Genomic DNA, 12,257 nt, shown 5'->3' with positions numbered 1-12,257 from the left:
GCGCCCCAGGCTGAGCCATAGACGGCACCACAGTCGGCGCCCTAGGCTAGGCGCCCTAGGCTGAGCCCTTCCCTGCAGCCCTGGATTCGCCGTTATCATCGAGCCCCAGCAGGTGGGCCTGGATCGCCTGATGGACCGACGGCAACAGCACCTCCTGCTTGTCCATCAATTCGCGCACCAGCGCCGCAAGGCCGGGCAGGCCGACCTCACGAGCCTTGAGCCTGGCCATCCTGGCGCAGGTCTCCGGGCAGGCATCCTCGGGCAGGCGCACTCCCAGCGCCAACAGCCGATCACGAAAGTCACGACCGTCGATCAGCTCGGCAATCATCATGGTGGGTGACTCCTTGTTGCTGTGTCTTACGTTCAGATTAGGGCTTGTCTGAAAAGTGCCTGCGCTCGGTAATACGGCGTTAAAAATCGGATCAAAATGCTCATTTACACCCCGTAAACTGCGCTTTCTCACCGATTTTTGCCTTGTCTAACCTTCGCTCGTCGACTTTTCGGACAGCGCCTAGGTGACCTGGGCCGGCTCGGCGCGACTCAAGCGACAGGCGGCATACTTGAACTCCGGAATCTTGCCGTAGGGGTCCAGCGCCGGATTGGTCAGCAGATTCACCGCCGCCTCCACATAGCAGAAGGGTACGAACACCATGCCGTCGGGCATGCCGTCGTCGAGCCGCGCCACCAGGGTGATGGCGCCACGCCGGGTGGTGATGGTCACCCGCTCTCCCGGGTGCACGCCCAGCCGGGTGAGCTCCCCCGCCGACAGGCTGGCCACCGCCTCGGGCTCCAGGTCGTCGAGCACCTGGGCCCGGCGGGTCATCGACCCGGTGTGCCAATGCTCAAGCTGGCGTCCGGTGGACAGCACCGTCGGGTAGTCACGGTCGATGGGTTCATCGGGCGGCAGCGGCAGCGCCGGCGAGAAGCGCGCCTTGCCGCTCGCCGTGGGGAAGGCCTCGGAGAACACCACGTCTTCGCCCGGCGCCCCTTCCGCCAGGCAGGGATAGGTGACCGCGCCTTCGCGCTCGAGTCGCTCCCAGTCGATATGGTTCAGCGAGGCCATCCCCTTCTGCATCTCGGCGTAGACCTCGCGCGGGTGGCCATAGTCCCAGTCGAGGCCGAAGCGCCGCGCCATCTCCTGGATGATCCACCAGTCCGGCCTCGCATCACCGGGCAGCGGCAGCGCCTGGCGCCCCAGCTGCACCTGACGGTTGGTGTTGGTCACGGTACCGTCCTTTTCCGGCCAGCTCGAGGCCGGCAGGATGACGTCGGCGAACTGCGCCGTCTCGGTGACGAACAGGTCCTGCACCACCAGATGTTCGAGGCTTGCCAGCGCACCACGAGCGTGGGTCAGGTCCGGGTCCGACATGGCCGGGTTCTCGCCCAGAATGTACATGCCGCGGATGGTGCCGGCGTGGATGGCGTCCATGATCTCGACCACGGTGAGGCCCGGCTCGGGATCCAGGGCGTCGCCGCTGCCGTCGCTGCTTGTGCCGGCGTTGCCCCAGAGTTCCTCGAAGGAGGCCCGCACCTGGGCGTCGGACACCGGCTGATAGTCCGGCAGCACCATCGGGATCAGGCCGGCGTCGGAGGCCCCCTGAACATTATTCTGGCCACGCAGCGGATGCAGGCCGGTGCCGGGGCGCCCGGTGTGACCACAGGCCAGTGCCAGCGAGATCAGGCAGCGGGCATTGTCGGTGCCGTGGGTATGCTGGGAGATCCCCATGCCCCAGAAGATCATCGCCCGTTCGGCGTTGGCGTATTCCCGCGCCGCCGCGCGGATCTCGTCGGCGGGCACGCCACAGGCCATGGCCACCGACTCCGGCGTCTGATCGCGCACCGATGCCTTGAGCCGCTCGAAGCCCTCGGTGTGCTCACGGATATAGGCCTCATCGAAGAGCTGCTCGTCGATGATGACGTTCAGCATGGCGTTGAACAGCGAGACGTCGGCCCCCGGGGTGAAGCGCAGTACCCGATGGGCATAGGCGCCCATGGCCTGGCCCCGTGGGTCGATGATGATGAACCGGGTGCCACCCTTGGCCGCCTGCTTGAAGAAGGTCGCCGCCACCGGATGATTGACCGCCGGATTGCAGCCGGTGAGGATCACCACGTCGGCGTTCAGCGCCTGCATGAAGGAGGCGGTCACCGCACCGGAGCCGATGCATTCCATCAGCGCCGCCACCGAGCTTGCGTGACACAGACGGGTGCAGTGGTCGACGTTGTTGGAGCCGAAGCCGGTGCGTACCAGCTTCTGGAACAGCCAGGCCTCCTCGTTGGAGCACTTGGCACTGCCGAAGCCTGCCAGCGCCCTGGGGCCGTGGTCGGCATTGAGCCGGGTCAGGCCCCCGGCGGCCAGCGTCAGCGCCTCGTCCCAGTCGGCCTCGCGAAAATGGGTCAGTGGCCGGGCGGGATCGAAGCCCTCGTCCATGCCCTTGGGCACGCCCTCGCGCCGCACCAGCGGCCGGGTCAGCCGTGACGGGTGGCGGCCGTAGTCGAAGCCGAAGCGTCCCTTGACGCACAGCCGCCCCTGGTTGGCCGGGCCGTCGCGGCCTTCCACGTAGAGGATGGCGTCATCCTTGACGTGGTAGGTCAACTGGCAGCCGACACCGCAGTAGGGACACACCGAGTCCACCTTGCGCTCGGCGCTGTCGCTGTTACCACGGCCCTGGGCATCGATCAGGCTGGTCGGCGACAGGGCGCCGGTGGGACAGGCCTGGACGCACTCGCCACAACCCACGCAGCTGCTCTGGCCCATGGCGTCATCGAGGTCGAACACCACCTTGCTGGCGGCGCCGCGATGGGCCATGCCGATGACGTCATTGACCTGCACCTCACGACAGGCGCGCACGCACAGGTTGCAGTGGATACAGGCGTCCAGATTGACCGTCATCGCCGGATGGCTGGTGTCGTGGCCTGCTGTCGCGGAAGCACGGCGCCCCCCGCTCGCATCATCTGCGATCGGCGGGCACTGGCCGGGAAGGCGAGCGCCGGGCGCATGACGCACGACGTCGGGCCTGCGCCTGGGGTAGCGTGCGCGGGCGCGGGTGGCGTCCACCGCCAGGTGATCGGCCATCTGCCACAGCTGGCTTGCACGGTCCGGGCTATCGTCGCGCGGCGGCTGATCGCTGAGCAGCAGCTCCAGCACGCCCTCGCGGGCGACCCGGGCTCGCTCGGACGACTGGCTTCTGACCACCATCTCGGGGCGCGCCTCCCTCAGGCAGCTGGCGGCGAGCACCCGCTCGCCCTCGATCTCCACCATGCAGGCGCGGCAGTTGCCGTCGGCGCGGTAGCCGCTGGCGTCCTTGAAGCACAGGTGCGGGATGGTCTCCCCGGCACGCTTGGCCACCTGCCACAGGGTCTCGCCGGGCCAGGCGCTCACCTCGACACCATCCAGCGTCAGCGTGAAGGACTCGAGCGTCGAATCTTCAGCGACGTGGGAGACAAAAGCGTTCCGGGATCCGGTCATCAGCATGCTCCCTCGGCGGTATCGGTGACGATGATGTCGTGGCGCCCCAGGTCATCGCGGAAGTGGCGCAGCAGACTCAGCACCGGATTCGGCGCCGCCTGCCCCAGGCCACAGATCGAGGCGTCCTGCATCACCCGGGAAAGTCGTTCCAGGTCCTCCACCACCCATCGATCGCGCTCGAGCAGGCTCAGCATCTTCTCGCTGCCGACCCGACAGGGGGTGCACTGACCGCAGGATTCATCGGCGAAAAAGGCCAGCAGGTTGGTGGCCACCGCGCGCAGGTCGTCCTGGTCGGACAGCACGATCACCGCCGCCGAGCCGATAAAGCAGCCCTCGGCCTGGAGGGTGTCGAAGTCCAGTGCGATATCCGCCTTGGCAGCGGGCAGGATACCGCCGGAGGCTCCCCCCGGTAGATAGCCGGCCAACTGATGGCCAGGCGCCATGCCACCGCCGTACTCGTCGACCAGCTCGCGCAGGCTGATGCCGGCGGGCGCCAGATAGACACCAGGCCGCCGCACCCGCCCGGACAGTGAAAAACTGCGCAGGCCGCTGCGCTCGCGTCGGCCCTGACCGGCGTACATGGCCACCCCCTCACGCCACAGCACCGGTATCCAGTACAGGGTCTCGACGTTGTTGACCAGCGTAGGCCGGCCGAACAGGCCCTTGTGGGCGACCAGCGGCGGACGATGCCTGGGCTTGCCGGGCTTGCCCTCCAGCGACTCGATCATCGCCGACTCTTCGCCGCAGATGTAGGCCCCGGCGCCACGCCTGAGGATAAGCTGGCCCGGCTGCGCGATACCGGCGTCTTCGAGCTCCTCGATGGCCTCGATCAGTACCCGGTGGACGCCGGGATACTCGTCGCGCAGGTAGATATAGACGCCTTCTGCCTCGACCGCCCAGCAGGCCACCAGGGCGCCTTCCAGCATCTGATGGGGGGCGCGCTCCAGGTAGTAGCGATCCTTGAAGGTCCCCGGTTCACCTTCGTCGGCGTTGACCGCGCACCAGCGAGGACCGGGCTCGGCGCGAACGCTCTGCCACTTGCGATGGGTCGGGAAACCCGCGCCGCCAAGCCCCCGCAGGCCCGCGCGCTCGAGCATCGAGGTCAACTCATCGGCCGTCACCTGGCCTTCCCGGCAGCCGCGCAGCAGCTCGTAGCCGCCCTCTCGGCGATATTCGTCGAGGCGCTGCCACAGCACCGCCTCTGGATGGGTCTTGCCGGTTTCCACCAGCACCTCCACCGCCTGCGGGGTGGCGTGGCCCAGGTGGTGGTGCCCCACCTCGACCACCGGCGCCAGGTCGCAGCGGCCCATGCAGGGGGCACGGGTGACGCGCACCTGCTCGGGGTCGAGGCCGTCGCTCAGCGCCTTGGCCAGACGCTCGGCCCCGGCAAGCTCACAGGACAGCGAGTCGCACACGCGCACCGTCAGTGCGGGTGGCGGCGCCTCGCCGTCATGCACCACATCGAAGTGAGCGTAAAAGGTCGCCGTCTCGTAGACCGCCGCCATGGGCAGCGTCATGTAGCTCGCAAGCGCCCTCAGCCAGTCAAGCGCCAGATGACCATTGGCGCCCTGGATAGCGTGCAGGTGCTCGATCAAGAGATCGCGCCGCCGCAGCTCGGGGTGCTTGCGTTCATCGCCCAGCAACCGACGCAATGCCTCGAGGAGGTCGGGATCGGTCTGGCGCCCCTTGAGGGTCGCCCGGGTACGCCGGGGTCGACTGGCGTCGGAAGTCACGGTGGTATCGGGTTCGACGGTCATTGCTTGACTCTAGTTATGTCCATGTAAGGCAGCGGTGCGGACTTTGCCGGGTCGACGCGCCCTGCCACTGGCGGTCCCTGCCTTGATGCTGGCACCGCTTGGCGTCAGCGTCCATCGCCTTGTGGGCTACCTTGTTGACCGTGCCGGGCCCCGCCGGCAGGCAAGACGCCCTCTGCCTCGAGCATCGACAGGATGGCGGCGGCCCCTTCTGTGACCGAGACATCCTCGAGCACCCGACCACCGCCCCCTTCGGCCTTGGCGGCGGCGGCCTTGAAGCGATCCCGGGCGCTGGTGGCGGTGACGATCTTGAGCCGCCTGGGGCGGGCGCGGGCCGGGATCAGCGGCCACTGCTCCACCGCCGGGTCCAGCACCAGCTCTTCGCCTGACTCGACCAGACGCAGCTGACCACGCCGGGCCGGACCGAAGGCGCTCTGGCGCGCGGCCGGTGCCGCGCTGTCCACCCCCAGGATCGCCGGCAGGGTCACCGCCAGACGGCGTCGCTGTCCCTGCGGCAGCGCCTGCAGCACGATGGCCTGGAACAGCACGGTCTCCCCGTCGTGCTTCGCCTCGCCTGGCTCACCGTCCTCAGCGTGCCGCTGGCGACCCTCGATCGCTTCAATACGCTCGAGGGCCACCACCCCAGGGACCCAGGCCCAGCCGAGTTGCTCGGCCAGCACCATGGGCAGCATGCCGGTGCCCTCGCCCTGCTCGGCACGCATCCCGCACAGCACCAGGCGCGCCTGGCGGTGCTGAACACCCTGCACCGAGGACGATGCCAGCGACGCCCGAAGTGGCGCCATGGCGTCCGTCGCCGCCGGTGCCTTGATCCAGCGAATGGCGTCCAGGCCCATGCCCAGATAACCACGCAGCGCTGCTTCGGTGTCGTCGCCCTCCGGCCCCAGGTGCCAGGGAATCAACTCCACCTCGGGAGGGGTCGTCTTCTCGGTCTGCAACGCCTGTCTCAGCGACAGCGCCATTTCCAGCGCCCGGGCGTCGCCATCGGCACGCTGGGCGCGACCGGTCAGGCGATGGCGCCCCACCGACAAAAGCACATCCAGGCGAAGCGAGGTGATGGCGCTGGCTTGTAGGTAGGCAGCGTCTGCGCTGGAGGCCTTGGCGTTGGCGTTGGCTTTGTTTTTGACACCGCCATTGGCATCGGCACTGGCGCCGATCTGGGCCTCGCCATGGGGGGACGAAAATTCAGGCAACATTCAGGGCCTCCTTCGAGGATGTTTCCGCGGGCCGGGACTCGAGGGTATCGCCAGGCTCGCTATCACCTTTGCCTCCACGTTCCCCCCCGGCCTCGACCAGACGTACCAGTTCGGCGAGGATCTCGTCGCCATTCCCAATCACCGACAGATCGGCCCGCTTGACCATATCGCAGCCGGGGTCGCGGTTGACGGCGATGACCTTGTCGCAGCGCTGGATGCCCTGCAGATGCTGGATCGCCCCGCTGATCCCCACCGCCAGGTAGACCCGGGCGCTGACGAAGGTGCCGGTGGCCCCCACCTGGCGATGTCGCGGCATATGGCCGTCGTCCACCGCCACCCGGGAGGCACCTTCGCTGGCGCCCAGCGCCTGGGCGGCCCGGTGAAAGCCCGCCCAGTCGGCAACGCCATTGCCGCCGGACAGGATAAAGGGCGCCTCGTGCAGGGCGATCTCGGCGGGGTCCACCGCCACCGCGCCAAGATCCTCGAGCCTTGCTTGGAATGCTTGGGGCGCGCGCGGTGGCTCCAGGTCCATCGCTCTCGCCTCGTGGCGGGTCTCGACCACCGGCTCGGCGCATTCGGCCAGCGCCATCAGGATGCGCGGCAGCGGACGGGGCTGGTCCTCGCGACCGGAGCCGGTACGACAGACACAGGACCCGCCGGTATCGAGCCCGCCATCCGCCTCGACCCGCCACACCCCGCAGGCGGGCCGCTCGCCCAGCCGCACCGCCAGCCGACGCCCCAGATCGCCGCCGTCCAGGACGGTATCCGGGAACAGCCAATGGCGCGGGGCCAGCGCTTCGTCCACCCTGGTGCAGGCCGCCAGACGTGTCTCGGGGGCATAACCCTCCGCCACCGCCAGGCAGACCACCCGGTCGGCCCCGGCCTCGCCCAGCGCCTGTTGCAGCGTGGATGGCGGCGAATCTCCGAACAGGATGGCCACCACGGCCAGTTCAGCTCCCTCTGGCTGCGAACCGTTATCGGCCAGTTGGCGGGCCAGGCCGAACAGATCACGATCGTGATCGGTCAGCCTGCCCGTGGCGGTATCCGGGACCACCGCGATCCAGCCCGCCGGGGCCTCCAGCGTTACCGCTCGGCGCCGGTCGCGGGCGGCCTGAACGTCTGTGGTCTGGGCGCGACCGGCAGGCGACGCGGTGGCTCCCGCCTGAACGCCGCTGCGGTCGATACGCCGGCGACCGTTGGGGCCAATAAAGCCCACCGCGTGCGGGTTCCGGCGCAACCGTCCCTGGGGGCCCATCCACGCCTGTGGCGTGGTAGCGCCCTCCAACGTGGCCAGCACCGCCTGATGCTGCGGATGCAGGCGGTTGCGGGCGATCCACTCTTGCCGGGGATCGCGACGCCACCGAGCCGTCTCTACAGGGGCGCTGCCTTGCGTCGCTTCGTCGGACGTGTTCATTGGCTCAGCTCCTCTACGTCATGGCCCACGCCTCGGTCCACGGCCGGGTCGGCGCCTCTTGCCACACCTCCTTTTGCCACACCCTCGGCGACCGTCCTGTCGTGTGCTTGCGCCTTGCGCGCTTGGCGCTTGCCAGCCGGCGGCTCGATCAACGCCTCCGCCACCAGCTCGGCGATATCGCGCACCTGGGCGGTGGCATCGACTACCCCTTCGAGCATGGCGGTGCACTGGGGGCAGCCCACCGCCACCAGCTCGGCGCCGGTCTCGGCCACATCGGCCATGCGCATGTCGGGAATCCGCCGCTCGCCGGGCACGTCGGTGATCGGGGCGCCGCCCCCCCCACCGCAGCAGCGCGAACGAAAGCCGGAGCGCTGCATCTCGGCAAGCTCTATGCCGAGCGCCGCCAGCACCTGGCGTGGGGCCTCGTATTCGCCGTTGTAGCGCCCCAGATAGCAAGGGTCGTGATAGGTGACGCGGCCACGCTGACGGGACTCGAGCGCAAGCCGTCCACCGGCGATCAATTCCTGAATAAAGGTACTGTGGTGGCGTACCCGATAGTCGCCGCCGAAGGCGCCGTACTCGTTGCCGAGCACGTGGAAGCTGTGGGGGTCGCAGGTGACGATGGTCTGGAAGCGATAGTGTGAAAGCGTCGCCACGTTGGCCCTGGCCAGACGCTGAAAGGTCGCCTCGTCCCCCAGCCGGCGCGCCACGTCGCCGCTGTCGCGCTCCTCGTTGCCAAGCACGGCAAAGTCCACCGCTGCCGCCCGCAGGATCTTGACCAGGGCACGCAGAGTGCGCTGGTTACGCATATCGAAGGCGCCATCGCCCAACCACAGCAACACATCCACCTGGCCGTAGTCGCGCATCAGCGGAAGTTCCAGGTCGGCCGCCCAGTGCATGCGTGACCCAGGGGCAAAGCCGCCGGGATTGTCGGTGGCGATCAGATTGTCGAGCACCGCCGCGCCCTTGCCAGGGGTCTTGCCGCGCTCCAGGGTCAGGTGACGGCGCAGGTCGACGATGGCGTCCACGTGCTCGATCATCATCGGGCACTCTTCCACGCAGGCCCGGCAGGTGGTGCAGGACCACAGGGTATCGGCATCGAGCAGGGCGCCGCCCGCCTCGACGACGATGGGTCCACTCGGCTGGCCATTTTGGCGACCCTTGTCCTGCCCCTTGTCTTGAGTCAGCGGCCTGCCGGGATAGGGCGAACCGTGGTAGCTGTCGGCACTGGCGCCGGTCATGCCCCGCACCATGTCCTGGATCAGCTTCTTGGGATTGAGCGGCTGGCCGGCGGCGAAGGCCGGGCACACCGCCTCGCAGCGCCCGCACTGCACGCAGGCATCGAAGCCCAGGCGCTGGTTCCAGGTGAAGTCCTCGGGACACGCCACCCCCAGTGGCGCCTCGGGGTCGTCCAGATCGAGCGCCTTGAGCCCGGTGGAGCGCGGCGTGCGCCCCTCACGCTCGCTTGAGCGCGTGGAAAAGCGCTCTGCCCGGCGATGCCAGGCCAGGTGCAGCGCACCGGCGAAGGCGTGCTTCATCGGCCCGCCCCAGGTCATGCCCAGCAACATCTCGGCGAGCCCCAGCGCGAGTCCCACCAGCAGCACGCCGGCAAGCGCCCAGCCGAGGATGCCGCCGAGCCAGCCTGGCGGCAGCAGCGAGGAAAGCAGACTGACCAGTGCAACGCCGGCAAGGCTTGCCGAGAATACCGTGAGGCTCCTGGGCAGGCGCATCCAGGGGCCACGTGACAGCCGCGCCGGCGGCGAGCGTCGACGCCTGGCGACCAGCCTGGCGCCAACCAGCATCAGCACGCTGGCGGCCAGCATCAGGCCGGTCAGGGCAAGTCTGAGCCCCGCCGGCAGCGGCACCAGCACGACCACCAGCATCATCAGCGCAGCGGCGACGAAGCCTCCGGCGGTGGCCACGTGGGTGTGGGCGAAGGCCTTGTCCCGGGCCACCACATGATGCAGATCCACCAGATAGCGTCGTGGCATCGCCGCCAGGCCCGCCAACCAGGGCACCGGTGAGGGCCGCCCGCGTCGCCACAGGGTGAAGCGTCTGGCCCCACCCACCAGGGTCAGCACCAGCACGGCCAGCACCAGCACGGCCAGCAGGTCAGGAAGAACGGTTGCGGGCATCTTCTATCTCCTCTCGACGAGGGTCAGGCGGGCGGCGACTGGGCCGCCCTCGTGGCTCGCTCAAACGTCCTTGCACAGACGCAGGGCGTCATAGATGGCGGCGTGCACATTGCGCGGCGCCACCCCGTCGCCCAGTCGGAACAGCACGAAACCTGCGCTGCGATCTCCAGCGCTGCGACCTTCTGCGTCCAGGTCCGCCAGACAGGGCTGCGGCCTGGCCGCGTAGAGCGCTTCCAGATCGACCTGACCGCGATTGAGCGAGGCCTCCTTCATCTCGAGGTAGAGCCGCTCGTCCGGGCGCACGCCGTTCTCCACCACGATCTGGTCGACCACACGCTCTTCCTGCACCCCGCTGTACTCGTTCTCGAGCACCGCCACCAGCGACGCCCCCTCGCGGTAGACCTCGTGCAGCATCAGGTCCGAGGTCATGATGACCTCCTTCTCGTACAGGCTGCGGTAGTAGGTGGGGAAGGTGGTGCCCCCCACCGCGGCCCCGGGCTTGATGTCGTCGGTGACGATCTCGACCCGGGCGCCCTTGTCGGCCAGAAAGTCGGCGGCGGATACCCCGGAGAACTCGCAGATGGAATCGAACACCAGCACGTTCTTGCCCGGTGTCACCTTGCCCGAGAGGATGTCCCAGGTGCTGACGACCAGGCTCTTTTCCGGATCAGGGTCGAAGCCCCAGTCGGCGTACTGGTCGAGAAACGGCCGCCCGCCGGTGGCCAGCACCACCAGGTCGGGCCTCAGGTCGTCGATGGTGGGTACATCGGCCCGGGTGCCCAGGCGCAGGTCCACCTTGAGCCGAGCAAGCTCGAGCTGATACCAGCGGGTAATCCCGGCGATCTGATCGCGGCTCGGGGCCCTGGCCGCCAGGGTGATCTGGCCGCCCAGGCCGTCCTCGGCCTCGAACAGGGTCACCTCATGGCCGCGTTCGGCCAGCACCCGGGCGGCCTCCATGCCACCGGGACCGCCACCCACCACCACCGCGCGACGCTTCGGGCCTTCGCTCTGGCTGATGACATGGGGCAGGCCCATGTACTCCCGCGATGTCGCTGCGCTCTGGATGCACAGCACGTCCAGACCCTGGTACTGGCGATCGATGCAGTAGTTGGCGCCGACGCACTGACGGATCTGGTCGACCTGACCCATCTTGATCTTGGCGATCAGGTGGGGGTCGGCGATATGCGCCCGGGTCATCCCCACCAGGTCGACGTAGCCGCCTTCGAGGATGCGGTTGGCCTGGGTCGGGTCCTTGATGTTCTGGGCATGGATCACCGGCACGCTGACCACTTCCTTGATGCCGGCGGCCAGGTGCAGGAAGGGCTCCGGCGGATAGGACATGTTGGGAATGACGTTGGCCAGGGAATTGTGGGTGTCACAGCCGGAGCCGACCACGCCGAAGAAGTCCACCTTGCCGGTGGCGTCGTAGTAGGCGGCGATGGCCTTCATGTCCTCGTGGGTCAGGCCGTCGGGGTGGAACTCGTCGCCGCAGATGCGCATGCCCACCACGAAGTCGTCGCCGACCTCGGCACGCACCGCCTTGAGCACCTCCAGGCCAAAGCGCATGCGGCCCTCGAAGGTGCCGCCCCAGGCGTCCTCGCGCTTGTTGACGCGGGGGCTCCAGAACTGGTCGATCAGGTGCTGGTGCACGGCGGACAGCTCGACCCCATCGAGTCCGCCCTCCTTGGCCCGGCGCGCGGCCTGGGCGAAGTCGCCGACGATGCGCCAGATTTCCTCCTCCTCGATGGTCTTGCAGGTGGAGCGGTGGACCGGTTCGCGGATGCCCGAGGGCGACACCAGAGTGGGCCAGTCGTGGCCGTCCCAGCGCGAACGACGCCCCATATGGGTAATCTGGATCATGATCTTGCCGCCATGGCGGTGCACCGCCTCGGCCAGATTCTGGAAGTGCGGAATGATGCGGTCGGTGGACAGATTCACCGAACTCCACCAGGCCTGGGGGCTGTCGATGGAGACCACCGAGGAGCCGCCGCAGATGCATAGCCCGCAGCCGCCCTTGGCCTTCTCCTCGTAGTAGCGCACGTAGCGCTCCGTGGTCATGCCACCGTCGGTGGCGTGGACCTCGGCGTGGGCGGTGCTGACCACGCGATTGCGAATGGTCTGACTGCCGATGGTGATCGGCTCGAAGATCGCGTCAAAGGCCATGGGGGAAACTCCTCTGCCCGGACGAAGGTGGAACCACGACAGACGCTTGGCCAGTGGTGGTCGCTGACGGTGGTCGCTGACGGGAATCGCTGGCTGGGCTCGCCGACCGGG

The 12,257-nt window shown here is 68.3% G+C and carries 7 protein-coding genes; all 7 read right to left on the bottom strand.

From position 1 onward, the window contains the following. Window positions 1-55: 55 nt before the first annotated feature. Window positions 56-331, bottom strand: coding sequence for a hypothetical protein (locus NFG58_RS04010; protein WP_045990997.1), 276 nt, complete (start codon window positions 329-331; stop codon window positions 56-58). Between the two features lie 180 nt (window positions 332-511). Beyond that, entirely contained in the window at window positions 512-3,466 is a 2,955-nt protein-coding gene (gene fdhF / locus NFG58_RS04005; protein ID WP_348827635.1) for a formate dehydrogenase subunit alpha, read from the bottom strand. Further along, entirely contained in the window at window positions 3,466-5,223 is a 1,758-nt protein-coding gene (locus NFG58_RS04000; protein WP_348827634.1) for an NADH-ubiquinone oxidoreductase-F iron-sulfur binding region domain-containing protein, read from the bottom strand. Before NFG58_RS04000 ends, fdhF begins: the two co-directional genes overlap by 1 nt. 104 nt (window positions 5,224-5,327) lie before the next feature. After that, complete coding sequence (locus NFG58_RS03995) at window positions 5,328-6,434, bottom strand: electron transfer flavoprotein subunit beta (RefSeq protein WP_348827633.1); 1,107 nt, start codon at window positions 6,432-6,434, stop codon at window positions 5,328-5,330. Beyond that, window positions 6,424-7,848 (bottom strand): electron transfer flavoprotein subunit alpha/FixB family protein, encoded by a 1,425-nt coding sequence (locus NFG58_RS03990; RefSeq protein WP_348827632.1) that lies wholly within the window; start codon window positions 7,846-7,848, stop codon window positions 6,424-6,426. Before NFG58_RS03990 ends, NFG58_RS03995 begins: the two co-directional genes overlap by 11 nt. Then, window positions 7,845-9,983 (bottom strand): (Fe-S)-binding protein, encoded by a 2,139-nt coding sequence (locus NFG58_RS03985; protein WP_348827631.1) that lies wholly within the window; start codon window positions 9,981-9,983, stop codon window positions 7,845-7,847. The genes NFG58_RS03990 and NFG58_RS03985 overlap by 4 nt, the downstream gene beginning before the upstream one ends. Before the next feature lie 60 nt (window positions 9,984-10,043). Next, window positions 10,044-12,146, bottom strand: coding sequence for an NADH:flavin oxidoreductase (locus tag NFG58_RS03980; protein ID WP_348827630.1), 2,103 nt, complete (start codon window positions 12,144-12,146; stop codon window positions 10,044-10,046). Window positions 12,147-12,257 lie beyond the last annotated feature (111 nt).

The organism is Halomonas sp. RT37, assembly GCF_040070525.1.
Taxonomy (GTDB): domain Bacteria; phylum Pseudomonadota; class Gammaproteobacteria; order Pseudomonadales; family Halomonadaceae; genus Halomonas; species Halomonas litopenaei.
Note: the sequence above shows the minus strand (reverse complement) of the source record. Positions and strands in the feature narration are given on the sequence as shown.

Excerpts from the sequence above, each read along its gene's own strand:
- NFG58_RS03995 (WP_348827633.1), bottom strand. The coding sequence starts at position 6,434 with ATGTTGCCTGAATTTTCGTCCCCCCATGGCGAGGCCCAGATCGGCGCC.
- NFG58_RS03985 (WP_348827631.1), bottom strand. The coding sequence starts at position 9,983 with ATGCCCGCAACCGTTCTTCCTGACCTGCTGGCCGTGCTGGTGCTGGCC.
- fdhF (WP_348827635.1), bottom strand. The coding sequence starts at position 3,466 with ATGACCGGATCCCGGAACGCTTTTGTCTCCCACGTCGCTGAAGATTCG.
- NFG58_RS03980 (WP_348827630.1), bottom strand. The coding sequence starts at position 12,146 with ATGGCCTTTGACGCGATCTTCGAGCCGATCACCATCGGCAGTCAGACC.
- NFG58_RS03990 (WP_348827632.1), bottom strand. The coding sequence starts at position 7,848 with ATGAACACGTCCGACGAAGCGACGCAAGGCAGCGCCCCTGTAGAGACG.
- NFG58_RS04010 (WP_045990997.1), bottom strand. The coding sequence starts at position 331 with ATGATGATTGCCGAGCTGATCGACGGTCGTGACTTTCGTGATCGGCTG.
- NFG58_RS04000 (WP_348827634.1), bottom strand. The coding sequence starts at position 5,223 with ATGACCGTCGAACCCGATACCACCGTGACTTCCGACGCCAGTCGACCC.